Genomic DNA, 26,013 nt, shown 5'->3' with positions numbered 1-26,013 from the left:
CCGGGATGACGCGCGCTTTTCTGGAAGCGCGTTGCAGCGCTATTTCTTCCGCGCCAACTGTTCGACCGAGAACCCCGCCTTGCCGGCATAGCCCTTGACGATCTGCTCGCGCGCGGCGTGGTCGAGCACCTTCTCGATATCGTCGAAGCCCTGCGGAGCCAGGGCCTCGACCGCGTCGATCACTCGCTCCGGCCCGCCGACCCGGTTCATCGCCACGACCTCCGCCGTCGCCGGCAGGCGCTCGGCCTCATAGGCGGCCAGCGCCTGGCGCGGATGCTCCGCCTTCGCCAGCCAGTCGGCGAGGCAGCGCGCGTCGAGGATCGCCTGCGAAGCGCCGTTGGAGCCGACCGGGTACATCGGATGGGCGGCGTCGCCGAGCAACGTGACACGGCCATGGGTCCAGCGCGGCAGCGGGTCGCGGTCGCACATGGGATATTCCCAGAAGGTGGAGGTCGCGCGGACCAACCCGAGGATATCCATGCCTGGCACGCTGAAGCGCCTCGCGAAAGGCAGCACGTCCTCTAGCCGGCCCGGTTTCGACCAGGCCTCCTTCGGCGGCGGCCTTTCGGGATCGCCGGTACGGATATTGACGACCCAGTTGGTCAACCGCGTCTGCGGCGTCGCGCCCTGGCCGATCGGATAGAGCACGAGCTTTCCGGCCATGCCGCCGGCGATGATCATGCTCTCGCCGTCGAGGAAGACCGGCCAGTCGCAGGCGCCGCGCCACATCTGCACGCCCTGCCAGCGCGGCGGCCCCTGGTTCGGGAAATAGAAGGCGCGCACGGCGGAATGGATGCCGTCGGCGCCGATCAGGATGTCGCCGCGCGCGGTCTCGCCGGCCTCGCCGAAGCGGGTCTCGCTGAAATGCGCGGTGACGCCGCCTTCGTCCTGGATGAAGCCCTGCAACCGCCGCCCGGTGCGGATCGCATCCCCGCCCAGCCGCTCGGCGACCGCGTCGCGGATGACGCCTTGCAGCCGGCCGCGATGGATCGAGAATTGCGGCACCGGCGCGCCGGCATGCAGGCCGCGCGGCTCGCTCCAGACCGTCTGCCCGAAACGGTTCATGTAGTGCAACTCGCGCGTGCGGATGCCGACCGCGTCGAGCGCTGGCAGCAGGCCGAGATCGGCGAGCTCGCGGATGGCATGGGGCAGGGTGTTGATGCCGACGCCGACCTCGCGGATTTCGCTGGCCTGCTCGTAGACCGTCGCGGCTATGCCGCGGGCATGGAGCATCAGCGCGAGCGTCAATCCACCGATGCCGCCGCCGACGATGATAACCCGCATCTGCCCGTCCCCTCAGGTCTTATATTTTAAGTTTGAAATATCTTTGTCCGGCTTGTCAATTTGCGCAATGGGGCAGGGGGTACGCTTTCGCTTCAGCGCGCGTCGATCACGTCCTGAACCGTCTCGAAGAAGCTGCGCACCAGCGGCAGGCGCTGGCGCTCGGCCCGGCAGACGATGTACTCGCCGACGTCGAAATTGGCGCCGGTGATGATGATGCGCTTCAATCCGGCTTCCGGCTTGAACTCGGCCGCGAAGACGACGCCGATCCCGAAGCCGAAGGCGACGGCTTCGCGCACGGCCTCGCGCGACTGCACCTCCAGCAGGTTCGCCGGCTTGATCCCGGCAAGCGACAGCCGGTTCTCGAAGACCTCCCGCGTGATCGAGCCGCGCTCGCGCAGCACGATATCCTGGCCGGCGAAGGCCTCGATCGGGATCTGGTCGTGCCGGGCCAGTTCGTGCTGGTCCGAGACGAAGGCGACGAGATCGTCCGAGCGCAGCCGGACGCTATGGATGCGCGGATCGGAATTGGCGCGCGCGGTGATCGCGACATCGGCGGCGAAATCCATGATCTGGTCGACGACTTCCGAGGAATTGCCGATGCTGAGGGAGAATGTCAGGCCCGGATAGCGCTCGCGCATCCGTGCCAGCGCCGGCATGACATGGGTGGCGCTGTCGGCGGCGATCCGCAGATGGCCGCGCTGCAGCGTGCGGCTGCCGGCGAGCAGCGATTCCGCTTCATCCTCTGCTGCGAACAACCGCGCCGTGACCACGAACAGGCTCTGCCCGAGCGGGGTCAGTTTCACCTGCCGGCCGGCACGATCGAACAGGCGCACGCCATAGGCATCTTCCAGCCCGCGCACCTGGGCGGAGAGGGTGGGTTGGCTGACATGGCGCGTCTTGGCGGCGCCGGTGAAGCTCTGCGCCTCGGCGACGGCGTGGAAGGCCGAGAGGCCGGAATAGCTGATGGCCATCGTTGCTATAGATCCTATCTATAGGAGATATGGAAACGATGTATTGGACCTATGTCAATCGCGGTCCTAGCGTCCGGTCATCCGCCGCAACACATCGCGAGACCATCATGGCCCAGGCCCGCCGCCCTGCCTCTTCCGAAACCGGTGATCCGCTCCTCCTGACCCCCGGCCCGCTGACCACCAGCAAGGCCATCAAGGAGGCGATGGTGCATGACTGGGGCTCGCGCGACGCGACCTTCGTCGGCATCAACAAGGCGGTTCTGGAGGAATTGCCGAAGATCATCCATGGCGGCGAGGATTTCGTCACCGTGCCGATGCAGGGCTCCGGCACTTTCGCCGTCGAGGCGATGCTGACCACCTTCGTGCCGCGCGACGGCAAGATCCTGATCCTGATCAACGGCGCCTATGGCCAGCGCGCCAAGCGCATCGTCGAGATAGCCGGCCGCGCCGTCGTGGTGCACGAGACCGCCGAGGACACTCCGCCTGATCTCGCCGAGGTCGATCGCATGCTGGTGGCGGACACCGCGATCACCCACATCTTCACCGTCCATTGCGAGACGACCAGCGGCATCCGCAATCCGGTCGAGGCGATCGCCGCGCTGGCCAAGCGCCATGGCCGCCGCCTGCTGGTCGACTCGATGAGCGCCTTCGGCGCCCTGCCGCTCGACAGCCGCGAGGTCTATTTCGACGCGGTCGCCGCTTCCTCGAACAAGTGCATCCAGGGTGTTCCCGGCCTCGGCTTCGTCATCGCCCGCAAGAGCGCGCTCGCCGAGACCAAGGGCAATGCCACGACGCTGGTGCTCGATCTCCATGACCAGAATGCCGGCTTCGAGCGCACCGGCCAGTACCGCTTCACCCCGCCGATCCATGTCATCGTCGCCTTCCACGCGGCCTTGCAGGAGTTCTGGGCCGAGGGCGGCGTCGCCGGGCGCGGCGAGCGCTATGCCGAGAATGCCCGCATCCTGATCGAGGGCATGGAAGGGCTCGGCTTCCGCACGCTGCTGCCGGCAGCCCGGCAGGCGCCGATCATCGTCACCTTCCACATGCCGGAGGACAAGAATTTCGTCTTCCAGCGCTTTTACGACGCGCTGAAGGATGCCGGCTACGTCATCTATCCCGGCAAGCTGACGGTCGCCGACAGCTTCCGCATCGGTTGCATCGGGGCGCTCGGCGCACAGGACATGCGCGCCTTCGTCGCCACAGTGTCGGATGTCCTTGATGAAATGGGCGTCGGCCTGAAGTCGGCCGCGTGAGGAACCAGAGATGACAATGCACACGAAGATCGGCGCGGATGTCGTTGCAAACGGCCGCGAATATGCCCGGCCGCAGCGCCCGACGGTGGTGATCTGCATGGACGGCTCGGAGCCGGCCTATATCGAGGCTGCCAGCGCCAAGGGGCTGACGCCGCACCTCGACCGGATCATGAAGACCGGCGCCAGCACCCATGCCTATTCGGTGATCCCGAGCTTCACCAACCCGAACAACCTTTCGATCATCACCGGCCGCCCGCCGGTCTGGCATGGCATCGCCGGCAACTTCTTCTACGACCGCGAGGCCAAGGAAGAGGTGATGATGAACGATGCCCGCTTCCTTAGGGCGCCGACCATCCTCGCCGAGTTCCAGAAGGCCGGCTTCAAGGTCGCGATGGTCACCGCCAAGGACAAGCTGCGCACGCTGCTCGGCAAGGGGCTCGACTTCGGGGCCGGCAGCGCGATCGCCTTCTCCTCGGAAAAGGCCGACAAGGCCAACAAGGCCGAGAACGGCATCGAGAACGTGCTCGATTTCGTCGGCATGCCGGTGCCGTCGGTCTATTCGGCCGATCTCTCGGAATTCGTCTTCGCCGCTGGCGTCAAGCTGCTAGAGACCTTCAAGCCCGACCTGATGTATCTCTCGACCACCGACTATGTGCAGCACAAGGCCGGGCCGGGCTCGGAGATGGCGGACTCGTTCTACGCCATGTTCGACGGTTACGTCGGCAAGCTCGATGCGCTCGGCTGCACGCTGGTCATCACCGCCGATCACGGCATGAACGACAAGCATCTCGCCAATGGCGAGCCCGATGTCGTCTATCTCCAGAGCCTGATGGACGAATGGTACGGCAAGGGCACGATGCGCGTGATCCTGCCGATCACCGACCCCTATGTCGTGCATCACGGCGCGCTCGGCTCCTTCGCCACGGTCTATCTGCCCGACGGCGCCAGCCAGGAAGAGGTCGCGGCTCGCATCTCCGGGATCGAGGGCATCGCGCTGGCGGTGACCTCGGCGGAAGCCTGCGAGCGCTTCGAACTGCCGGCCGACCGGATCGGCGATGTCGTGGTCGTCTCGACCCGCCAGAAGGTGATCGGCACCTCGCCGGACCGGCACGATCTCTCGGGCCTGACCGAGCCCCTGCGCTCGCATGGCGGCATCACCGAGCAGCGCGTGCCGATGATCGCCAACCGGCCGATCACGGTGCCGCAGGGCCGCACCCTCCGCAATTTCGACGTCTTCGACGTCGCCCTGAACCTGGTGAACTGAGATGAACGCGACCGTGAAGCCGCCGGTGCGGCGCGAGGCGATGCGCATCGCCGGCAAGCTGGTCACGACCGACGACATGGTCGAGGTCAGGAACCCCTATGACGACAGCGTGGTCGGCCTGATCCCGGCCGCCCGGCCCGAGCATGTCCGCGAGGCCTTCGCCAAGGCGAAAGCCTTCAAGCCGACGCTCTCGCGCTACGAGCGCCAGCAGATCCTGCAGAAGACGGCCGAGCTGCTGCGTGACCGCAAGGAGCTCTTCGCGAAGCTGATCACGGCGGAAGCGGGCCTGTGCTGGAAGGACTCGCTCTATGAGGCGAGCCGCGCCTACGACGTCTGGTCCTTCGCGGCGCAGCTCACCATCAAGGACGATGGCGAGATGTTCTCCTGCGACATCTCGCCGAACGGCAAGGCGCGCAAGATCTTCACGACGCGCCAGCCGCTGCTCGGCGTGATCTCGGCGATCACCCCGTTCAACCACCCGCTCAACATGGTCAGCCACAAGCTGGCCCCGGCGATCGCGACCAATAACCGCCTCGTCCTAAAGCCGACCGAACTGACCCCGCTGACCGCGCTGGCGCTGGCCGACGTGCTCTACGAGGCCGGCCTGCCGCCGGAGATGCTCTCGGTCGTCACCGGCAACCCCTCGACCATGGGCGATGCGATGATCACCGATCCCGATGCGGATCTGGTGACCTTCACCGGCTCGGTCCGCGTCGGCAAGCACATCGCCAATACGGCGGGCTACAAGCGCATCGTGCTGGAACTCGGCGGCAACGATCCGCTGATCGTCATGGAAGATGCCGATCTCGACAAGGCGGCCGAGCTCGCCGTCACCGGCGCGACCAAGAACTCCGGCCAGCGCTGCACGGCGGTGAAGCGCATCCTGGTGGTCGAGAGCGTCGCCGATGCCTTCGCCAAGCTCGTCGTCGAGAAGGCCAAAAAGCTCAAATGCGGCGATCCGATGGACCCCGCCACCGATGTCGGCTGCGTCATCAACGCCCGCTCGGCTGCGCTCTTCCAGGCCCGCGTCGACGACGCCGTGACCAAGGGCGCCGAGGTTCTCTACGGCAAGCGCGCGGAAGGGGCGCTGTTCCACCCGACCGTCGTCGACAAAATCCCTTACACCTGCGAGCTGGTGCATGAGGAGACCTTCGGCCCGGTGATCCCGATCATCCGCGTGCCCGACGACATCACCGAGGTGATCCGGATCTCGAACTCCACCGCCTATGGTCTCTCTTCCGGCATCTGCACCAACCGCTACGATTACATCCAGCGCTTCGTCGCCGATCTCGAGGTCGGCACGGTCAATCTCTGGGAGGTCCCGGGCTACCGAATCGAGATGTCCCCCTTCGGTGGCATCAAGGATTCCGGCCTCGGCTACAAGGAGGGCGTCGTCGAAGCCATGAAATCCTTCACCAACGTCAAGACGTGGTCGATGCCCTGGACCGCGTGAACAAGAAAAGGTCAGCGCAGGCGGAGCGATCCGCCTGCGCTTTCGTCTGTCAGGGGAAGAAAACGTCCGAAGAGCGTTCAAACTGATCATAAAGAGGGGATGAGAATATGAAGAACTGGCTTGCTTCCTGCGTCATCGGTGCCTTTGCACTGGCGCTTCCGGGCGTCGCTCACGCGCAGAAGACCAAGGTGACGATCTACACCGCGCTGGAGAACGACCAGCTCGCGCCCTTCAAATCCTCGATCGAGAAGGCGGTGCCCGAGGCGGAGGTCGTCTGGGTCCGCGACTCCACCGGCGTCATTACGGCTCGCTTCCTCGCCGAGAAGGACAATCCCCGCGCCGATATGGTGATGGGCCTGGCGGCGTCGAGCCTCCTGATGTTCGAGAAGGCAGGCCTGCTCGAAACCTACAAGCCCGCCGGCGCCGATGCCCTGAAGCCGGTCTTCCGCGATCCCAACAGCCCCTATACCTGGACTGGCATGGACGCCTATCTCGGCGTCGTCTGCTATAATACCGCCGAGGCCAAGGGCGTCCCCGTCCCGACCTCCTGGAAGGACCTGCTCAATCCGGCCTTCAAGGGCAAGATCGTGATGCCGCACCCGGCTTCGTCGGGCACCGGCTACCTGATGGTCGCCGGCTGGCTGCAGAGCATGGGCGAGGCCGAAGGCTGGAAATTCATGGACGGGCTGCACGAGAATATCGGCGCCTACCTGCATTCGGGCTCGGCGCCTTGCGTCCAGGCGGCGCGCGGCGAGCGCACGATCGGGCTGGCGCTCGACATGCGCGGCGCCTCCGAGAAGAGCAAGGGCGCGCCGATCGAGGTCGTGATCCCGAAGGAGGGCGTGGGCTGGGAGATGGAAGCCAGCGCCATCGTCAAGGGCTCGAAGAACCTCGCGCTCGCCAAGAAGATCGCCGACTGGTCGACCACCAAGGACGCCAACGAGCTCTACTCTAAGACCTATGCGATCGTTGCCGCGCCCGGCGTCGAGAACAAGCCGGCGAACTACCCCGCCAATGCGGAAGCCGGCATGATCAAGAACGACCTCGGCTGGATGGCCGACAACCGCGACCGCGTGCTCGCCGAATGGTCGAAGCGCTACGAGTCGAAGGCTGCGCCGAAGAACTGAGCCTCTGCCATGCCGTCGGCCGCGTGGGCGGCCGGCGGCATGATCCGTGCAAGACGCAAGAGAAGTCCCGCGGCTCTTCGCGGGACGGATCTCTGTCCGTTCAGATGAAGGCCGGCATGATGTCCAGCAATACGACACCCTTCCTCTCCATCCGCCAGGTCGCCAAGAATTTCGGCGCGTTCAAGGCGTTGCGCGACATCAACCTCGATATTCATCGCGGCGAATTCGTCTGCTTCCTCGGACCGTCCGGCTGCGGCAAGACCACCTTGTTGCGGGCGGTCGCCGGCCTCGATCTTCAGGACAGCGGCACGATCCATATGGGTGGGCGCGATGTCTCGCATGCCAGCCCCTCTGAGCGCGATTTCGGCATCGTCTTCCAGTCCTATGCGCTCTTCCCCAATCTTACTGTCGCCGACAACGTGGGCTACGGGCTGGTCAACCGCCGCCGCTCCCGCGACGAGATCAGCAAGCGCGTGAGCGAGCTTCTCGCCCTCGTCGGCCTGCCGGAACAGGGCAGGAAATATCCGGTCCAGCTCTCGGGCGGCCAGCAGCAGCGCGTGGCGCTGGCGCGGGCTCTCGCCACCTCGCCGGAACTGCTGCTGCTCGACGAGCCGCTCTCGGCGCTGGATGCCAAGGTGCGGGTGCGCCTGCGCGACGAGATGCGCTCGCTGCAGCAGCGGCTGGGCGTGACCACGATCATGGTGACGCATGACCAGGAAGAAGCGCTCGCCATGGCCGACCGCATCGTCGTGATGCGGGACGGCGCCGTCGAGCAGGTCGGCTCGCCCGAGGAGATCTACCGTCGCCCCGCGACGCCCTTCGTCGCCGATTTCGTCGGGCACATGACCTTCATGGACGCGATCGTGACCGGTCCGGGCAAGGTCCGCGTCGACGAGCTCGATCTTATCGTCGCCAATGCCGCGCCCTTTGCCGCGGGCACTCCGGTGCGACTGGCGATGCGCCCCGAGGAGGTCCGCACCCGCGGCATCGGCGATGACACGCCGAACCGCTTCGAGGCGACGATCGGGGACCTCGCCTTCCTCGGCTCCTATTGCCGCGCGCATCTCCAGCCGACGAGCTCGCGCGCGACCAGCATCGCCGCCGATTTCTCGACCAATGCGATGCGCGATCTCGGCATCGTTCCCGGACAGGTCCGCGCCGTCGCCTTTCCGCCCGAGGCGCTGCACGTCTTTGCCGGGGACGGACGATGAGCGATCTGGCACAGCCCCTACCGATGACCGATACGCCCGTGAAAGTCGTGCCGCTGCGGATCAGCGAGCGCCATGTCGCCGGCGCGCTCATCCTGGCGCTCTGCGCGGTGCTGGTCCTGATCATCGCGCTGCCGCTCTGGGCGCTGCTATCCAAGAGCCTGGAGGATACGCAAGGCAAGTTCGTCGGCCTCGCCAATTTCGTCAGCTACGCGACGACGCCCTCGCTGTTCTATTCGCTGCTCAACAGCCTGCTCGTCGCCGGCGTGACCACCGTGATCGTGGTGCCGCTGGCGTTCCTCTACGCCTATGCTTTGCGCCGGAGCTGCATCCCGGCCAAGGGCGCGTTCTATGCCGCGGCGATGGTTCCGGTCTTCGCGCCTTCGCTGCTGTCCGGCCTCGCGCTGATCTACCTCTTCGGCAACCAGGGCATCCTGAAATCCCTGATGATGGGCGCCTCGCTCTATGGCCCCATCGGCATCATCGCCGCCGAAGTGCTCTACTGCTTTCCGCACGCGATGCTGATCCTGGTCACGGCGCTGGCGCTCTCGGACGGGCGCCTGCGCGAGGCGGCGGATGCGATGGGCACCTCGCGCTGGCGCATTTTCCACACGATCACCCTGCCGGGCGCGCGCTATGGCGTGATCAGCGCGATCTTCGTCGTCTTCACGCTGGTCATCACCGATTTTGGCATTCCCAAGGTCATCGGCGGCCAGTTCAGCGTGCTGGCGACCGATGCCTACCGGCAGGTCGTCGGGCAGCAGAATTTCCCGATGGGCGCCGTCGTCGGCATCATCCTGCTGGTGCCGGCCGTGCTCGCCTTCTTCGTCGATCGTGTCGTGCAGCGGCGCCAGAGCGCCATGCTGTCCGCCCGCGCCGTGCCTTACGTCCCGCGTTCGGACCGGCGCCGCGATCTCGCGCTGCTCGGCTTCGTCGGCCTGATCGCGCTCGCCATCGTCGGCCCTTATGCGGTCGCCTTCTGGGGCTCCTTCGTCAAATACTGGCCCTATAACCTGTCGCTGACGCTGAGCAATTACGACTTCGCCCAGGTCGAGCCGGACGGCTGGGGCACCTATGCCAACTCGCTGATGCTGGCCTCGCTGACGGCGGTGATCGGCACGGCGCTGATCTTCACCGGCGCCTATCTGATCGAGAAGGTGAAGTTGTTTCCGCGTCTGCGCGCCTTCGCCCAGTTCCTGGCGATGCTGCCGATGGCGGTGCCCGGCCTCGTGCTCGGCCTCGGCTATGTCTTCTTCTACAATGCCGGCTGGAACCCGCTCGGCTTCCTCTATGGGACGCTGACGATCCTGGTGATCAACACCGTCGCGCATTTCTACACGGTCGGACACATCACGGCGCTGACCAGCCTGAAGCAGCTCGACGGCGAGTTCGAGTCGGTCTCGGCCTCGCTCAAGGTGCCGTTCTGGTCGACCTTCCGCCGCGTGACCGCGCCGATCTGCCTGCCGGCGATCCTCGACATCGCCGTCTATGTCTTCGTCAACGCGTTGACCACGGTCTCCGCCGTGATCTTCCTCTACGGAGCGGACACCAAGCTCGCCTCGATCGCGATCGTCCATATGGACGAGGCCGGCGCCATGGCTTCCGCGGCGGGCATGGCGAGCATCATCATGGTCACCGCCATCGCCGTGAAGCTCCTCCATGTCGGTCTCGACCACCTGGTCTTCGGCCGCCTGCAGCAATGGCGCCAGCGCTAGAGCATCGGCCCGAAAAGTGGAACGCGGTTTTCGGAAAAAGCCGATGCTAAATCAAGAACATCGAGTGATGCGCCTGGGCGTGATCGCCGATATCCATGGCAACCTGCCGGCGCTCGAAGCCGTGCTGGCGAAGCTCGACGCGCTCGCGCCGGACCTCATCGTGAATCTCGGCGATTGCGCCTCCGGCCCGCTCTGGCCGGTCGAGACGGTCGCGCTCCTGAGGTCACGCGTGATGAGCCTCGTCCGGGGCAATCACGACCGGGCGATGGGCGCAGCCTCGCTCGATGGGCTGGGTGCGTCGGACAGCTATGCCTGGCAGGCGCTCGATCCCGAGGCGCGCGCCTGGCTTGCCGGCCTGCCCGCCGAGATCACGGTGGAGGGCGCGCTTTGCTTCCATGCCTGCCCCGGCAACGACTCGACCTATCTGATGGAAGAGGTCCAGAACGGCTATCTCGTGCCGTCGCCGATCGCGACGATCGAGCAGCGCCTCGCCGGGCGGACGGCGCGCTTGATGCTCTGCGGGCATAGCCATCAAACGCGCACCGTCCGGCTTGAATCAGGGGCGATCGTTCTCAACCCCGGCAGCGTCGGGAATCCGGCCTATCGCGATACGGATCCGGCCCATGTCTCCGAGAGCGGCATGCCCCATGCCCGCTTCGCCATCGTCACGCTCGGTGCGGAGATCGCGATCCAGCATCACCTCGTCGTCTACGACTGGGAGCGCTCGGCCCGGCGTGCCGAGGCGAACGGACGCGCCGACTGGGCGCATGCCTTGCGGACCGGGACAGCGCTTCCGTAGCGCGGCGCGCTCACCCGCACAGGGACCGCGCCAGCGCGAAGAAGGCCTGGATCGCCTTGCTGTTGCGGCGCTCGTGCAGGCAGATCAGCTTCTCGTGCATCAGGAGAGGCTGGCCGTCGAGCGGGATGCGGACCAGTCGCGGGTCGTCCTCGCCGAACTCGGCCGCAGAGACGAAGCCGATGCCGCCGCCTGCCGCCACGATGGCCCGCACCGCCTCGCGGCCCTCGGCCTCGACCGCATAGGCGAGCGTGACGCCCTGTTCCGCCGCCCTCTGCTCCAGCAATTGCCGCGTGCGCGATCCGCGCTCGCGCATGACGAGCGGCCAGCTTGCCAGCTCCTGCAATGAAAGCGCTGGACGCGCCGCCGCGGGATGCCCCTTCGCGGTGAATGCGATGATCGGCGAGACGTTCAGCGGCATGACCTCGAAGGGCCGTTCGTCGCCGAGTTCGCCGAGCACCCCGATCTCGGCATCGTAGCCGATCAGCGTCTCCACGATGCTGCCCGTATTGCCCTGCGCGATCGAGACCTGGATACCGGGATGGCGCTCGCGGAAGGCGGCGAGCACATCGATCACATGATGGACGGAATCGGCGACGATCCGAAGCGCGCCGGCGCGCAGCGAGCGCTCCTCCTGCAGAAGCTCAAGCGCCTCGCCCTCGGCCCCGAACAGGCGATGCGTGACGGCGAGCAGCTTGTGCCCCGCGGGCGTCAGGACGACCTGGCGGTGGCGGCGGCTGAACAGCGCGACGTCGTATTCCTCCTCCAGCTTCCGGACCTGATCCGAGATCGCCGGTTGGGTAAGGTTCAGCGCAAGGGCGGCCTTCGAGAATCCGCCGGAAAGGGCAACCTGATGGAAGGCGCGGAGCTGGACATGGCGCATGGTAGGGAGCCTCGAAAGCCGATGCGAGATCGTATCGTCAAAATTTATACTTGGATATAAAATAGCGATTTTTCAGATCGGTAAGGGGAGGGCATTCTGAGGCTCGACGGCGCCCGACAGGCGCGAACCGAGGCTTTTCCATGCGCGCCGAAACCGCCGCCATCGTCCATACCGAGGGCGAATCCAACACCTCCGCGGCGCGCAGCGACTGGTCTGCCGGCATCGGCGATGCCGGAACCCGCGCATTGCTGGCGCGCGATTCCGCCGCCTTCCTGCACCAGAGCCTGTCCAGCCCGTGTCTCACCGCCATCGCCAGGGCGGAGGGCATCTGGATCGAAGACACGATGGGGCGCCGCTACATGGATTTCCATGGCAACAGCGTCCACCATATCGGCTATGGCCACCCGCGCCTGAAGGAGGCGATCAAGGCGCAGATCGACGATCTCTGCTTCGCGCCGCGCCGCTTCACCTGCGAGCCCGCTGTCGAACTGGCCGAGACGCTCGGAAAGCTGGCGCCGGGCAATCTCGGCAAGGTGCTCTTCACCACCGGCGGATCGGATGCGATCGAGGTGGCGTTGAGGCTCGCCCGCGCCGCGACCGGCCGGTTCAAGACCCTGTCCTTCTGGGACGCCTTCCACGGTGCCGGCTTCGGCGCCTCCAGCGTCGGCGGCGAAGCGACCTTCCGCTCCGGCATCGCCGGGCCGCTGCTGCCGGGCGCCGAGCATGTCGCACCCTGGGGCGTCCGCAACTGCGCCTATGGCCATGACAATCTGGAGGATTCGGCTCGCGCCTGCGCCCGCATGATCTCCTATGTGCTGGCGCGGGAAGGGGATGTCGCGGCGGTCGTCGCCGAGCCGATGCGGGCGACGCCTTATCCGCCGGCGCCCGGCTTCTGGAAGAGCGTACGCGAGGCCTGCGACCGGCACGGCACGCTCCTGATCTTCGACGAGATCCCGACCGGGCTCGGCAAGACCGGGCGCTTCTTCGCCCATGAGCATGACGAAGTGCAGCCCGACATGGTCGTGCTCGGCAAGGCGCTCGGCGGCGGCATCCTGCCGATCGCAGCGGTGGTGGCGCGGCGCGATCTCGACGTCGCCGGCGGCTATGCGATCGGCCATTACACTCATGAGAAGAACCCGGTCACGACCCGTGCGGCGCTGACCACGATCAACATCATCCGCGAGGAGGGGCTGACGGAGCGCGCCGCCGAGCTCGGCGGCTACGCGATGGAGCGCCTGCGCCATTTCGGCGCGAGCTGCCCGTCCGTCGGCGACGTGCGCGGCCGCGGCCTGCTGTTCGGGGTCGAGCTCGTCTCGGACCGCGACGCCTGGACGCCTGACAATGCGCTGGCCGAGCGCGTCTATTACCGCTGCCTGGAAGCGGGCCTAAGCTTCAAGATCAGCCAGGGGAATGTGCCCACCCTGTCGCCGCCGATGGTGATCGCGCGGGCCGATCTCGAACGCGCGCTCGGCATCGTCGAGCAGGCGATCCTGGCGGGCTAAGGGGCGGTGATGAAGGCTGTCCGCACGGACCGGGAACTGGAATGCCCGGAAATCGACGCCGGCCTGCGCGCCCGCGGCGTCGAACTCGTCACCTTGCCCGACGGGATATCCGAAGAGGCCTTGATGCGGGAGGTGGCCGACGCCGACTTGCTATTGATGTGCTACACGCCCGTCACCGCGCGGGTGATCGCCGCGGCGCCAAGGCTCAAGGGCATCGTCAAATACGGTGTCGGCATCGACGCAATCGACATCCCTGCTGCGATCGCGCGCGGCATCCCCGTGGTCAACGTGCCCGAATATGCCGAGGAGACTGTCGCGGAGGGCGCTTTCGCCCTGATGATCGCGCTGGCGAAGCGCCTGCCGGAAATCGGCCGCGCCGTCCAAAGCGAAGGTTGGGTCTGGCCGGCGGCGCGCTGGCTCGGCCGTGACATCTCTGGCGCGACCCTGGGCTTGGTCGGTACCGGCAAGATCGGCCGCAGCATGGCGCGGATGGCGGGGCAGGGCTTCCGCGCGCGCGTCCTGGGCTACGATCCGCATGTCGATGCGCAGACGATGGCTGCCGTCGGGATCGAAAAGGTCGACGACCTCCACGCGATGCTCAGGCAATGCGATCTGGTCTCGCTCCATAGCGTGCTCAACGACGCAACCCGCCACATCATCGGCCGGACGGAGCTTGCTTGCCTCAAGCGCGATGCGATCCTCGTCAATGTCTCGCGCGGCGCGCTGATCGACGAGGCGGCGCTGGTCGAGGCGGTGCTGGCGGGCAAGCTCGGCGGCGTCGGGCTCGACGTCTACAGCCAGGAGCCGCTCGCCCGTTCCGGCCATCCGCTCAGCCCCCTGTTCGGTCGCGACGACGTCATCCTGTTCCCGCACCTGACGTTCTTCACGGTCGAGGCGATGCGGCGGCTTTCGGACGACACGCTGGCGCGCTGCTTCGAAATCCTCGACGGCAGGCCGGTCCAGATCCGCTCGCACGACCCGCGCCTGCGGGCGCAGACGCGCAACGTCGCCTTCGCCTGAATTTAGCGGAAGATCACCGTACGGCGGCCGGCGAGCATCACCCGGCGCTCGATATGGAGCTTGAGTGCCCGCGCCAGCACCACCGCCTCGATATCGCGGCCGGCGTTGACCAGATCGTCCGGCGCCAGCGAATGGTCGGCGCGGCCGACGTCCTGGTCGATGATCGGGCCTTCGTCGAGATCGGGCGTGACGTAATGCGCGGTCGCGCCGATCAGCTTCACGCCGCGATCATAGGCCTGGTGATAGGGCTTGGCGCCCTTGAAACTCGGCAGGAAGGAGTGGTGGATATTGATCGCCCGCCCGTCCAGCGCCCGGCAGAGATCGTTGGACAAAACCTGCATGTAGCGGGCGAGCACGACCAGCGAGGAATTGGTCTCGGTGACGATCTCGAGCAGGCGCGCCTCCTGCTCCGCCTTGGTCGCGGGCGTGACCGGCAGGTAGTGGAACGGGATGCCGTAGCTCTTGGCCAGCGCCTCGAAATCGCGGTGGTTGGAGACGATCGCCGGGACTTCGATGTTGAGATTGCCGGTCGCCTGCCGGAACAGCAGGTCGTTCAAGCAATGGCCGAAGCGCGAGACCATCAGCAGGATTCGCGCCGGCGCGGCGGCATCGATCGCATCCCAATCCATGCGGAAGGTGCCCGCGATGCCGTCGAATTCCCGCTTGAATGCGGCATCGTCGAAGCGTTCCCCCGTCGCGAAGGCGACACGCATGAAGAAGCGGCCGTCACGCGGGTCGCTGAACTGCGCGCTCTCCAGGATGTTGCAGCCATGGCGGTAGAGCACGCCGCTGACGGCGTGGACGATGCCGGGCCGGTCCTCGCAGGACAAGGTCAGGATGCGGTCGGGCTTCTGCACCTTGAAATCCCGCATGAGGGTAGGCGCATGCGCGGGATGGGCCTCGGTCATGGTCTTCTGTCTCTGCTATGCCTTGCGGTCGAGCGGCGCCGCGAGGCTCGCGCTGACCGGAACGGTGGTGCCGGCGAGGTCGATAGACCAGCTCCGCGCGTCGAGCCAGCCCTGGTCGATCGGATGATCGCTTGAGGCCCAGCCCAGCGCCACGATGCCATCGACGCTCGCGCCGAAGGCCGCCGAAGTGATCTCGCCGACCGGCTTGCCATCCGCCAGGATCGCTTCGCCGCCCCAGGCCATCTGCCCGTCCGGGCGCGGCCCGACAAGAGCGATCAGGCGCTTTGTGCGCGGCGCGGCTTTGGCGGCAATGAGCGCCTCGCGGCCGAGGAACTCTCCCTTGCCGAGCTTCACCGCGAAGCCGAGCCCGGCCTCGTAAGGATTGACGTCCGGCGTCAGCTCACGACCCCAGGCGCGGAAACCCTTCTCGATGCGCAGTGAGTCGACGGCGTAATAGCCGACATCGACCAGACCGAGATCGGCTCCGGCCTCGTGCAGCGCGTCGTAGATCGCGGCGGTGAACTCGACAGGTGCATAGAGCTCGAACCCGTCGTCCAAATACGAGCGGCGGCAGGCCCAGGTCGTGGCGTAGCCGATCGTGATCTTGCGGATCGCGTTGGCCGGGAAGTCCGCGAGGTCGAAGGAGGTCGGCGAGAGACGGGCCAGAATCTCGGGGACCTTCGGCCCGGCAAGCGAAAGCACGGCATAGGACGAGGTCACGTCCGTCAGCGTTACGCCTTCGGGGAGCTGCCGCCTGATCCAGTGCGCGTCGCGCGTCGCCTGGGCGGTGCCGGTGAGCAGCAGATAGGTATCGGGCGCGATGCGGGCGGCGGTGAGATCGCTCTCGAAGGTGCCACGGGCATTGAGCAGCGCCGTGTAGACGGAGGTGCCGACCGGGACGGCGATATCGTTGGCGGCGAGGCGCTGCAAGGCAGCCTCGGCCTGCGGCCCCTGCAGCAGGAATTTGGCGAAGCTCGACATGTCGACGAGCCCGGCGGCCTCGCGGCAGGCGCGATGCTCGGCCGCGACCGTCTCGAACCAGTTCTGAGGCCCGAAGGAATAGCCGATCATGCGCTCATCCTCGGTGCGGGCGAAATAGTTGGCGCGCTCCCAGCCCATCTTCGAGCCGAAGACGGCGCCCTTGGCCGCCAGCCGGTCGTAGAGCGGCGAGCGCCGGAATGGGCGGGCGGTGTCGAGCTCGCGGTTCGGCCAGGGCATGGCGTAATGCAGGCCAAGCGTCTCCTTGATGCGGTCCTTCAGCCAGGCCGGATTGTTGTTGAAATCGGCGAAGCGGCGGATATCGACGGGCCAGAGATCGCTCGTGGCCTCGCCCTCGACGATCCATTCGGCCAGCGCGCGCCCGGCGCCGCCGGCCGAAGCGATACCCATCGAGTTGAAACCGGCGCCGACATAGACGCCCGCCACCTCCGGCGCCTCGCCGAGCAGGAAGTTGTTGTCCGGCGTGAAGCTCTCGGGGCCGTTGAGGAAGGTCTTGATCTCGGCCGTCTCCAGCGCCGGCACGCGCTCCAGCGCATTCTCCATCAGGATGCCGAACTGGTCCCAGTCGTCGGGCAGGAGCTGGAATTCGAACGGGTGGGGGATGCCGTCCATGCCCCAGGGCTTGGCGTCGGGCTCGAAACCGCCCATCACGAGCCCGCCGACCTCCTCCTTGAAGTAGATATAGCCGTCCGGATCGCGCATCACCGGGAGGTCGGGCGTCACGCCCGCGATCTTGCCGGTGACGATGTACATGTGCTCGGCTGAATGGAGCGGCACCGAGACGCCGCACATCTGGCCGATCGCGCGCGACCACTGCCCGGCGCAGATGACGAGCACCTCGCATTCGACCCGGCCCTGGTCGGTCTGCACGGCCTTGACCCGGCCCTTCTCCGTCTCGATGCCGGTGACGCGAATGCCCTCGCGCACCGTCGCGCCGCCGCTGCGGGCGCCGCGTGCCAGCGCCTGCGTGATGTCGGAGGGATTGGCCTTGCCGTCGCCGGGCAGCCAGACACCGCCGACGAGATCGTCGGTGCGCATCACCGGCCATTTCTCGCCTGCCTCCTGCGGGGTGAGTTCCTCGATCTCGACGCCTTGCGCGCGCGCCGCCGAGATCGTCCGGCGCAGTTGCGTCATGCGCTCCTGCGTGCGGGCGACCGAGACCGAGCCGCAGCGTTTCCAGCCGGTCGCGAGCCCGGTCTCGTTCTCCAGCGAGGCGTAGAGCTCGGTCGAATAGCGGATCAGGCGCGTCATGCTGGACTGGCTGCGGAGTTGTCCGACAAGGCCGGCCGCATGCCAGGTCGTGCCCGAGGAGAGGCGCCCTTGCTCAAGCAGCAGCACGTCGCGCCAGCCGAGCTTGGTCAGGTGATAGGCGACCGAGCAGCCGATGATGCCGCCGCCGATGATGACGACACGGGATTGGGTGGGAATGGACATGAGCGCCTCCGCGATGGAAGGCAGCTTAGCGCGTCGAAATGAGAAAACAACAAAAAACCACAAAAACGGGCAAATCATCCGACGTGGATTCGGACCCCTTGCTCCGTCAGTTTCGCCGCGAGCGGAGCGGGCGGCGCCTGGTCGACAAGCAGTCCCGCGCAAGGCTTGTCGCCGCCGATCCGGCTCGGCAGGACGAGCCCGAACTTGCTGCTGTCGGCCATCAGGAAACCCTGCTCCGCCGCGTTCAGCAGGGCGGTCCGGGTCGCGGCTCCGGCGCGCGTATAGTCGGTGACGTACCCGCCCTGATCGATGCCGCCGACGCTGACGAAGGCGAAATCGGCTGAAAGCCGCGCGATCGCCCGCAAGGTCTCCGGGCCGGTGGTCGCATCCTCGTTGCGGTCGAATTCGCCGCCGATCAGGAAGACGCGGGCGTCAGCGAGGCGGCTGGCGAGCCGGGCATTCTCCAGCGAGGTCGTGTGCACGATCAGGCGCTTGCGGTCGGAGCGTGCCAGCGCCCGTGCCAGCGCTTCGGTCGTCGTGCCGGAATCGAGCAGGATGGTCGTGCCGTCGCCGATCATCGAGACCGCGAGATCGGCTATGGTCTCTTTGCCGGCGCGGTTCACGGTACGGCGGCTGGCGAACGAGGCTTCCGAGCGCTCGTTGCGGATCGCGCCGCCATGGACGATCGCCAGCGATCCGCCCGCCGACAGGGCCTTGAGATCGCGCCGGACCGTCTCGCGCGAGACGTCGAGCGCCTGCGCCAGCTCCTCGACGGTGACCGAGCCGGTCTCGTCGAGCTTCGCCAGGATGGCGTGGTGCCGTCGCGCTGCGATGTCGCGTGTCATGGCTCCGGCATAGGAAGTTGATCGAGGCTTGGCAATCGCAACGCAAAAGGGCGCGGCTCGTGGAAGCCGCGCCCTTCCGAAAGCATCCGTTGCCGGATGTCGCGTCGCCTAGCTGCCCGAGCGGCCGGCGAGCTGGGGCACGAACATGTCGCTCCACTTCGCGGGCTTGACCTTGATCGAGCCGGCCTTGTGCATGAACTCGGCGAATTTCATCACGCCTTCGGGCGTCGCTGTGAAGCGGGCGTCCTTGTCCTCGATCATCTCCTGGACCTCGGCGGCGTCGATCTTCACCTTGGAGGCCTTGGCGAAGATCTCGGCGGCGAGCTTCTTGTCCTTCTCGATCAGGGCGTTGGCGTCGTCCATCGCGTCGATGAAGGCCTGGGTCATCTTCGGATTGGCATCGACGAACTTCTTGGGCGCGAAGGTCACGTCGAGCGTCAGGTTGCCGAGATAGTCGACCGAGTTGAGCACGCGGTGGATGCCGGGGCTCTTGGCCTCGATGTACTGGAAGGGCGGCGAGGTGAAATGCGCCTTGATCTCGGTCTTGCCGCCGACGAGCGCGGCGAGCGCTTCCGGATGCGGCAAGCTGACCGTCATCGGGTCCATCTTGGCGTAGTTGGCGTCGCCGAATTCCTTGGCGGCGATCATCTGCAGCACGACGGCGGCAAGCGAAGTCTTGATGCCCGGCAGCGCGATCTTGTCGGTCGCGGTGAAGTCCTTCAGCGACTTGAGTTCCGGCTTGTTCGCCATCAGCCACAGCGAGGTCGAGCTCATGCCGGAGACGCCGACGACCTCGACGCCCGGAATGCCCTTGGCCTTGGCCCAGAGCGTGACGAAGCCCGGCGCGCCGGTGCCGGCGAAGTCGAGCGTGCCGGCCATCATCGCGTCGTTGATGACGTTGCCGCCATCAAGCATCAGCCAGGTCACCTTGATGTCGCCGAGGCCGGCGGCCTTGGCGCGCTTCTCCAGGAACTGCTGGTCCTGCATCACGAAGAGCGGCAGGTAGAGGATGCCAAAGCCCTTGGAGATGCGGACTTCCGAGACCTCGGCGCGGGCCGGGGCGGTGGCGAGCGCCACGCCGAGGGCGGCGACGGTGAAGGCGGTGCGCAGGAATGTCTTGAATGCCATGGGTATTCTCCTCCGATTGACGGCCGTTCGGCCTTTTGAGTTCAGAAGCATTTTCAAGCGAAGTGGATGCCGGTTCGCGTGAAGAAAATGCGATAGTGCAAGAGCTTAGTGCTGCATGCCCCAGCGGCGGATCGTCTTGCGCTCGATGGTGGCGAAGATGACGTTCTCGACGAAGAGACCGATCAGGATCACGGTGAACAGGCCGGCGAAGACGTTGGCCGTCTCGAGCTGGTTGCGGTTCTCGAAGATGAACCAGCCGAGGCCGCCGGAGCCCGAGGAGACGCCGAAGACGAGCTCGGCCGCGATCAGCGTGCGCCAGGCGAAGGCCCAGCCGACCTTGAGCCCGGTCAGGATCGCCGGGAAGGCGGCCGGGATCAGGATGAGCCGCACCAGCTTCAGGCCGCGCAGCCCGTAGTTCTGCCCGACCATGCGCAGCGTGTTCGACACGGACCGGAAGCCGGCATGGGTGTTGAGCGCGATCGCCCAGAGCACCGAATGCACCAGCACGAAGATGACGCTGCCGGTGCCCAGCCCGAACCAGATCAGCGCCAGCGGCAGGAGCGCGATCGCCGGCAGCGGGTTGAACATCGAGGTCAGCGTTTCCAGGAGGTCCGCGCCGATGCGCGAGCCGATCGCCAGCGTCGTCAGCAGCGCGGCGAGCACGATGCCGATGCCGTAGCCGATGACGAGGGTCTGCAGCGAGACCAGCATGCGCGCCGGGATGACGCCGTTGGCGATGTTCTCGACGAAGGCCTGGACCGTCTGGCCGAATGTGGGAAACAGCAGGGGATTGCCGAGCCATCGGCCATAGGCTTCCCAGGCGAGGGCGAGCACGGCGAGGATCAGGCCCTTGCGGACGAAGCCGATGCGGTAGATCCGCTCGGCCCAGCCGATGGTCTTGGCGACGACGGGGGCGTCGCTGGAATTGACGTCGCGGATGATTTCCGGACGGAAGCTGACGAGGTCGGTCATGTCGGTCTCCTCCGGTTCAATGATGCGCGAACAGCATGTCGTTGATGCGGGTTTCGAGCGCGGCCTGCTTGCCGGTGCCCATCTCCTCGACCGGTACGCTATTGAGCTCCGCCTTGACCTCGCCCGGATGCGGCGAGAGCAGCAGGATGCGGGTGCCGATCCTGATCGCCTCCTCGATCGAGTGGGTGACGAAGAGCACGGTGAACTTCGTGTCGTCCCAGAGCCGCAGCAGTTCATCCTGCATCTTGCGGCGGGTGAGGGCGTCGAGCGCGGCGAAGGGCTCGTCCATCAGCAGGACATCGGGCTCCATCGCCATGCCGCGGGCAATCGCGACGCGCTGCTTCATGCCGCCGGAGAGCATATGCGGATAGCTGTCGATGAACTTGGTCAGCCCGACCTTGTCGATATAGGAGCGCGCGCGCTCCTCGGCTTCGGCCTGCGTGGCGCGGCCCGAGGCCGTCAGCGCGAAGACCACGTTCTCGCGCACCGTCTTCCAGGGCAGGAGCTGGTCGAATTCCTGGAACACCATCATCCGGTCCGGGCCGGGGCCGGAGACCTTCCGGCTCTTCAGGCTGATCTCGCCCTCGACCGGCGTGAGATAGCCGCCGATCGCCTTGAGCAGGGTCGACTTGCCGCAGCCAGAGGGACCGAGCAGGACGAAGCGGTCGGACGGATAGACGTCGAAGGAGACGCGCCGCGTTGCGGTCACCACCACGTCGGGCGTCTTGTATTGCAGCGTCACGCCCTTCACCGAAAGGAGCGGAGTCGCAGTTGCAGCGTCGAACGGGGCCAGCATGAACCCTCCCTTGTTTCGTTTCCTTGCGCACTTATGGGCGCTTGAGAGATGGGATAGCCTGCCAAGCTGACGTGAACCTGACTGGCTGCCTTTGGGGAGCCGGAATGAGAGAAAGGGTTGATCCGCTTGCGCGTACTGGTCGTCGAGGACACCGCCGATATCGCCGAGGCCGTGATAATGCGGCTGGAGAAGATCGGCCACGCCGTCGACTGGGAGCAGGACGGCATCACGGCAGCCGAGCTGCTGCATGTGCAGGCCTATGACCTCGTCGTGCTCGATCTCAGCCTGCCCGGCCAGGACGGTCTGGCGGTGCTCCGCCAGATGCGGGCGCGGCGCCTGAAGACGCCGGTGCTGGTGCTGACGGCGCGCTCGGCGGTGGACGAGCGGATCGGCGCGCTCGATCTCGGCGCCGACGACTACCTGGTCAAGCCCTTCGACTATGGCGAGCTTGAAGCCCGTGCGCGCGCCCTGCTGCGGCGCAGTGCGGGCCAATCCGACAACCTCCTCCGCGTCGGGCCGCTCGTCATCGATAGGGCCGGGCGCGTCGCGAGCGTCAATGACCGGCCGCTCAACCTGACGCGGCGCGAACTGACCGTCCTCGAAATCCTCGCCGCCCGTCCCGACCGGATCGTGCCCAAGGAGGAGCTGGTCGAGCAGCTCTTCAATTTCGACCAGGAAGCGAGCCCCAACGCGGTCGAGCAGTTCGTCGCGCGCCTGCGCCGCAAGCTGGCGGATGCCTCGGTCGAGATCAGGACCCTGCGCGGATTGGGGTATCAGCTTGCGGTTGTCTGAGCTGCGCCTGTCGCTGCGCTTCCGCATCATCGCCGTGCTGGCAGTGGTGCTGGCTGCGGGCGCGGTCGTGCTGGGTGCTGCCGCCTGGCAATCGTCCTCGCTCGCGGCCCAGCAGGCCTATGACCGTTTACTCCGTGGCGGCGCGGTGCAGATCGCCGAGAACGTCTATGTCCAGGGCGGCGTCGTCACGGTCGAACCGCCGGTTTCCACGATTGCGACGCTCGCCGACTACGATCTCGTCTTCTACAAGGTGGTCGATCCGCGCGGGATCGTCGTCGCCGGCTACGAGGATCTCGTATCGGACGCCGATCCGGTGGAGACCCGCGCCGGCGTCGTTATCGAAGACGGTACCTATCAGGGCCAGCCGGTGCGGATCGCGACGCTCGCACGGCAGATCGACATGCCCGGAACCAATAACTGGTCGACGATCGTCGTGGCGCAGACCACCGAGGCCCGGCGCGCGCTGGCGCGCGACCTGACGCTCAAGGCGCTCGGCGTCATCGCCGTGATGAGCGTGCTGGCGCTGCTGGCGGCCGCCTATGCGGTGACGCTGGCGCTGAAGCCGCTGACCCGCATCGAGCGCGAGATCGCCAGCCGGCGCCCCGACGACCTGCGCCCGATCGCAGCCGAACCGCCGCTGGAAATCCGCAACCTCGTCGAGGCGATCGACGACTTCATGCGCCGCCTGTCCGAGCGGATGGCGGTCATGCAGCGCTTCATCGCCGACGCCGCGCACCAGATCCGCACGCCATTGGCCGCGCTCGATGCCCAGGTCGAGATTCTGATCGGCACGCCCCCCTCGCGGCGCAAGGCCGATACCGTCAAGCGCATCCATGAGCGCACGGCGGAGCTCGGGCGGCTCACGGGGCAATTGCTCGACCATGCGATGGTGATCCACCGCAAGGATGCGGCCGCAACGGCGCCGGTCGACCTCAACGAACTGGCCAAGGCCGTGCTGGCCAAGGCTGTTCCGCTCTCGCTCTCACGCGAGGTCGACATTGCTTTCGAGCCTGCGGAGGGCTCGCCGGTGGTGAACGGCGATGCGGTGAGCTTGCGCGAGGCCCTGGGGAATCTCATCGACAACGCACTGAAGCACGGCGCCCGCAGCCGGCTCGTCGTGGCGGTGGGCGAAGGGCCCGGGCGCGCCTGGATCGAGGTGGCCGATGATGGGGAAGGGTTCGCCGCTCCGCTCACGGAACTGGCGCGCCCCTTTGCCAAGGGGGCTGACTCCACCGGTTCCGGGCTCGGCCTCTCGATCGCGACGGAGGTTGCCGAAGCTCATGGCGGGGGTCTGACGGTGTCGCGCGAGAACGGCATGACGCATGTGCGTCTGGAAGTTGCCTGCTCCTAGAGGGCTACGGGTCCGCGGCATCAGCTTGCCCCGTTGGTTGCTACAAAATTTGGAGTGGCCTGCAAAATCGGGTGTTCCGAAATTCGTTTGAAGTTAAGTAATCTCATATAAATCAATATCTTGGCGCTTGGCACAGGGCTTGCCGAAGGTGCTCGTGAAAAAGGCGAGGCTTTCGACGCAGATGCAGTGGCAGGCGATTGTCGATTTTGACGGCACGATCTCTCTGGCGGACACGACCGATCGGATTCTCGCGCGTTTCGCGGAGCCGGGCTGGGAGGCGATCGAGGAAGACTGGGTCGCGGGCCGGATCGGTTCGCGCGAATGCATGGAGCGCCAGATCGCGCTGCTGCATGTCTCGCCCGACGTGCTCGACACCTTCGTCGAAAGCTTCGAGATCGATTGGGGCTTCGTCGCCTTCGTCCGGACCTGCATGCGCCATGGCGTTCCGGTCACGGTGGTCTCGGATGGTCTCGACCGCACGATCCGCACCTTGTTGCGTCGCGCCGGCCTCACCGAGCTTCCGGTCATCGCCAATCATATCGAGCCGATCGGCGGGGATCGCTGGCGCCTGACCTCGCCGCATGCGGCCCGTGACGGCAGTTGTGCCAGCGGCACCTGCAAATGCGGCGTTGCGCGCAGCCTCGGCCGGCCCGCCACCATCCTGGTCGGCGACGGCCGCTCGGATTTCTGCATCGCGGAGCGGGCCGATCTCGTCTTCGCCAAGAACGGCCTGGTTGCGCATTGCGTCCAGGCGGGCGTGGAGCACCACGCCTTCTCCCAGCTCGCCGATGCGGCGCGTCTCCTCGAAGAGATGCTGACGGGCGTCGTCCCGGCCGTGGCGGGCCTCCACCTCAAGGACAAGATCGATGGATGACGGCGTTCTTCAGCAGGACCGCTTGGCCGCTGCTGCCTCGGTGAACCTCGCCGGCCTTGCGGCCGAAGAGGCGCGCCTGCTCGCGCTCGAGGCCGAGTACTGCTCGCATGGCGACACGGTCCACTACACGCAGTTCCCGAAGATCTTCTCGGGCTGCGAGGGCTCCTTCATGCTCGACGCGGCGGGCAACCGCTTCCTCGACCTGCAGATGTGGTATTCGGCGGTCAATTTCGGCTACGCCAATCCGCGCCTCAACAATGCGCTGAAGCGCCAGATCGACACGCTGCCGCAGGTCGCCAGCCAGTATCTCCACCGCGAGAAGATCGAGCTCGCGGCGATGATCGCCAAGGACGCCCAGCGCAAGTTCGGCGCCAAGGGCCGGGTCCATTTCAATGTCGGCGGCGCTCAGGCGGTCGAAGATTCGCTTAAGCTCGTGCGCAATGCCTGCAACGGCAAAAGCCTGATGTTCGCCTTCGAGGGCGGCTATCACGGCCGCACGCTCGGCGCCTCCGCGATCACCTCGTCCTATCGCTATCGCCGCCGCTTCGGCCATTTCGGCGAGCGAGCGCATTTCATCCCGTTCCCCTATCACTTCCGCGGCCCGAAGGGCATGAGCAAGGAAGAGTATGGCGAGCACTGCGTCGCGCAGTTCGCCCGCCTGTTCGAGAGCGAATATAACGGCGTCTGGGATCCCAAGACCCGCCAGGCCGAATACGCCGCCTTCTATGTCGAGCCCTTGCAGGGCACGGGCGGCTACGTCATCCCGCCGCCGAATTTCTTCACCGGCCTGAAGAAGGTCCTCGACGACCATGGCATCCTGCTGGTCGTCGACGAGATCCAGATGGGCTTCTACCGGACCGGAAAGCTCTGGTCGATCGAGCATTTCGGCGTGCAGCCGGACGTGATCGTCTTCGGCAAGGCCGTGACCAACGGGCTCAACCCGCTCTCCGGCATCTGGGCCAAGGAAGAGCTGATCAACCCGACCGTCTTCCCGCCCGGCTCCACCCACTCGACCTTCAACGCCAACCCGCTCGGTACCGCCGTCGCGCTCGAGGCGATGAAGATGATGGAGGAGGAGGACTACGAGACCATGGTCATGGCCAAGGGCAAGCACTTCCTTGCCGGCCTTGAGGAGCTCAAGCGCCGCCACAAGATCGTCGGCGAGGTCGATGGCCTCGGCATGGCGCTCCGCATCGAGATCTGCGAGCCGCATGACAGCTACACGCCGTCGAAGCGCCTCGTCGACCTGATGTGCGACGAAGGCATGAAGGCCGATCTCGAAGTCGCCGGCAAGCGCTACGGGCTCGTCCTCGATATCGGCGGCTACTACAAGAACGTCATCACCCTCGCGCCGGCTCTGACCATGAGCTACGCCGAGATCGACCTCGCGATCGCGCTGCTCGACCAGCTCTTCGCCCGCGTCGCGACCGCCTGATCC

At 66.4% G+C, this 26,013-nt stretch carries 22 protein-coding genes; 13 read left to right on the top strand and 9 right to left on the bottom strand.

Going from position 1 to position 26,013, the window contains the following annotated elements; translation table 11 throughout:
* Positions 1 to 39 precede the first annotated feature (39 nt).
* Complete coding sequence (locus tag JHD80_RS02920; RefSeq protein WP_199084871.1) at positions 40 to 1,284, bottom strand: flavin-dependent oxidoreductase; 1,245 nt, start codon at positions 1,282 to 1,284, stop codon at positions 40 to 42.
* A 92-nt stretch (positions 1,285 to 1,376) separates the two neighbouring features.
* Positions 1,377 to 2,255, bottom strand: coding sequence for a LysR substrate-binding domain-containing protein (locus JHD80_RS02915; RefSeq protein WP_199084870.1), 879 nt, complete (start codon positions 2,253 to 2,255; stop codon positions 1,377 to 1,379).
* Between the two features lie 107 nt (positions 2,256 to 2,362).
* Between JHD80_RS02915 and JHD80_RS02910 the strand changes: the two genes are divergently transcribed.
* The 7 genes from JHD80_RS02910 (at position 2,363) to JHD80_RS02880 (ending at position 11,074) form a co-directional block, all read left to right on the top strand.
* A complete protein-coding gene (locus JHD80_RS02910; RefSeq protein WP_199084869.1) occupies positions 2,363 to 3,508 on the top strand; it encodes a 2-aminoethylphosphonate--pyruvate transaminase in 1,146 nt (381 codons plus the stop codon).
* Positions 3,509 to 3,524: 16 nt separating this feature from the next.
* Positions 3,525 to 4,772 (top strand): phosphonoacetate hydrolase, encoded by a 1,248-nt coding sequence (gene phnA, locus JHD80_RS02905; RefSeq protein WP_199084911.1) that lies wholly within the window; start codon positions 3,525 to 3,527, stop codon positions 4,770 to 4,772.
* A gap of 1 nt (position 4,773) precedes the next feature.
* Entirely contained in the window at positions 4,774 to 6,225 is a 1,452-nt protein-coding gene (phnY, locus tag JHD80_RS02900) for a phosphonoacetaldehyde dehydrogenase (protein ID WP_199084868.1), read from the top strand.
* 107 nt (positions 6,226 to 6,332) lie between these two features.
* Positions 6,333 to 7,352 carry a putative 2-aminoethylphosphonate ABC transporter substrate-binding protein gene (locus tag JHD80_RS02895; protein ID WP_248311357.1) on the top strand — a complete coding sequence of 340 codons (1,020 nt, stop codon included), beginning with the start codon at positions 6,333 to 6,335 and terminating at the stop codon, positions 7,350 to 7,352.
* Positions 7,353 to 7,468: 116 nt separating this feature from the next.
* Positions 7,469 to 8,563: a putative 2-aminoethylphosphonate ABC transporter ATP-binding protein gene (locus JHD80_RS02890; protein ID WP_199084867.1), complete on the top strand. Its 1,095-nt coding sequence runs from the start codon at positions 7,469 to 7,471 to the stop codon at positions 8,561 to 8,563.
* Positions 8,560 to 10,275, top strand: a complete 1,716-nt coding sequence (locus JHD80_RS02885) for a putative 2-aminoethylphosphonate ABC transporter permease subunit (protein ID WP_199084866.1) — start codon at positions 8,560 to 8,562, stop codon at positions 10,273 to 10,275. Before JHD80_RS02890 ends, JHD80_RS02885 begins: the two co-directional genes overlap by 4 nt.
* Positions 10,276 to 10,342: 67 nt before the next feature.
* Positions 10,343 to 11,074 (top strand): metallophosphoesterase family protein, encoded by a 732-nt coding sequence (locus JHD80_RS02880; protein ID WP_199084909.1) that lies wholly within the window; start codon positions 10,343 to 10,345, stop codon positions 11,072 to 11,074.
* A gap of 10 nt (positions 11,075 to 11,084) precedes the next feature.
* Here the strand turns inward: JHD80_RS02880 and JHD80_RS02875 are convergent, their stop codons facing one another.
* Entirely contained in the window at positions 11,085 to 11,954 is an 870-nt protein-coding gene (locus JHD80_RS02875) for a LysR substrate-binding domain-containing protein (protein ID WP_199084865.1), read from the bottom strand.
* 140 nt (positions 11,955 to 12,094) lie between these two features.
* Between JHD80_RS02875 and pbfA the strand changes: the two genes are divergently transcribed.
* Positions 12,095 to 13,456, top strand: a complete 1,362-nt coding sequence (gene pbfA, locus JHD80_RS02870; protein ID WP_199084864.1) for a (R)-1-hydroxy-2-aminoethylphosphonate ammonia-lyase — start codon at positions 12,095 to 12,097, stop codon at positions 13,454 to 13,456.
* 9 nt (positions 13,457 to 13,465) lie between these two features.
* Positions 13,466 to 14,476 carry a 2-hydroxyacid dehydrogenase gene (locus tag JHD80_RS02865; RefSeq protein WP_199084863.1) on the top strand — a complete coding sequence of 337 codons (1,011 nt, stop codon included), beginning with the start codon at positions 13,466 to 13,468 and terminating at the stop codon, positions 14,474 to 14,476.
* Positions 14,477 to 14,478: 2 nt separating this feature from the next.
* Here JHD80_RS02865 and purU read toward each other — a convergent pair whose 3' ends face one another.
* The 6 genes from purU to JHD80_RS02835 form a co-directional block, all read right to left on the bottom strand.
* Positions 14,479 to 15,348 carry a formyltetrahydrofolate deformylase gene (gene purU / locus JHD80_RS02860; RefSeq protein WP_199084908.1) on the bottom strand — a complete coding sequence of 290 codons (870 nt, stop codon included), beginning with the start codon at positions 15,346 to 15,348 and terminating at the stop codon, positions 14,479 to 14,481.
* A gap of 51 nt (positions 15,349 to 15,399) precedes the next feature.
* A complete protein-coding gene (locus JHD80_RS02855) occupies positions 15,400 to 17,817 on the bottom strand; it encodes a GcvT family protein (RefSeq protein ID WP_199084862.1) in 2,418 nt (805 codons plus the stop codon).
* A gap of 74 nt (positions 17,818 to 17,891) precedes the next feature.
* The gene (locus JHD80_RS02850) at positions 17,892 to 18,662 is read right to left on the bottom strand and encodes a DeoR/GlpR family DNA-binding transcription regulator (protein ID WP_199084861.1); all 771 of its coding nucleotides are present in this window, start codon (positions 18,660 to 18,662) and stop codon (positions 17,892 to 17,894) included.
* A gap of 108 nt (positions 18,663 to 18,770) precedes the next feature.
* On the bottom strand, positions 18,771 to 19,790 hold the full coding sequence (locus JHD80_RS02845) for an ABC transporter substrate-binding protein (RefSeq protein WP_199084860.1): 1,020 nt from the start codon (positions 19,788 to 19,790) through the stop codon (positions 18,771 to 18,773).
* A 105-nt stretch (positions 19,791 to 19,895) separates the two neighbouring features.
* Positions 19,896 to 20,762: an ABC transporter permease gene (locus JHD80_RS02840; protein ID WP_199084859.1), complete on the bottom strand. Its 867-nt coding sequence runs from the start codon at positions 20,760 to 20,762 to the stop codon at positions 19,896 to 19,898.
* 16 nt (positions 20,763 to 20,778) lie between these two features.
* Complete coding sequence (locus JHD80_RS02835) at positions 20,779 to 21,558, bottom strand: ABC transporter ATP-binding protein (protein ID WP_199084858.1); 780 nt, start codon at positions 21,556 to 21,558, stop codon at positions 20,779 to 20,781.
* Between the two features lie 126 nt (positions 21,559 to 21,684).
* Here JHD80_RS02835 and JHD80_RS02830 point away from each other — a divergent pair, with 126 nt between their 5' ends.
* The 4 genes from JHD80_RS02830 (at position 21,685) to JHD80_RS02815 (ending at position 26,010) form a co-directional block, all read left to right on the top strand.
* Positions 21,685 to 22,350, top strand: coding sequence for a response regulator transcription factor (locus JHD80_RS02830; protein WP_199084907.1), 666 nt, complete (start codon positions 21,685 to 21,687; stop codon positions 22,348 to 22,350).
* Entirely contained in the window at positions 22,337 to 23,701 is a 1,365-nt protein-coding gene (locus tag JHD80_RS02825) for a sensor histidine kinase (RefSeq protein ID WP_199084857.1), read from the top strand. The genes JHD80_RS02830 and JHD80_RS02825 overlap by 14 nt, the downstream gene beginning before the upstream one ends.
* A gap of 154 nt (positions 23,702 to 23,855) precedes the next feature.
* Positions 23,856 to 24,575, top strand: a complete 720-nt coding sequence (locus JHD80_RS02820) for an MtnX-like HAD-IB family phosphatase (protein ID WP_199084856.1) — start codon at positions 23,856 to 23,858, stop codon at positions 24,573 to 24,575.
* Positions 24,568 to 26,010: an aspartate aminotransferase family protein gene (locus tag JHD80_RS02815; RefSeq protein WP_199084855.1), complete on the top strand. Its 1,443-nt coding sequence runs from the start codon at positions 24,568 to 24,570 to the stop codon at positions 26,008 to 26,010. The genes JHD80_RS02820 and JHD80_RS02815 overlap by 8 nt, the downstream gene beginning before the upstream one ends.
* The last annotated feature ends 3 nt before the right edge of the window (positions 26,011 to 26,013 follow it).

The sequence above is a fragment of the Allobosea sp. ASV33 genome, from assembly GCF_016428755.1.
Lineage (GTDB): Bacteria > Pseudomonadota > Alphaproteobacteria > Rhizobiales > Beijerinckiaceae > Allobosea.
The sequence above is the reverse complement of the archived record's forward strand: the minus strand, read 5'-3'. Positions and strand labels throughout refer to the sequence as shown.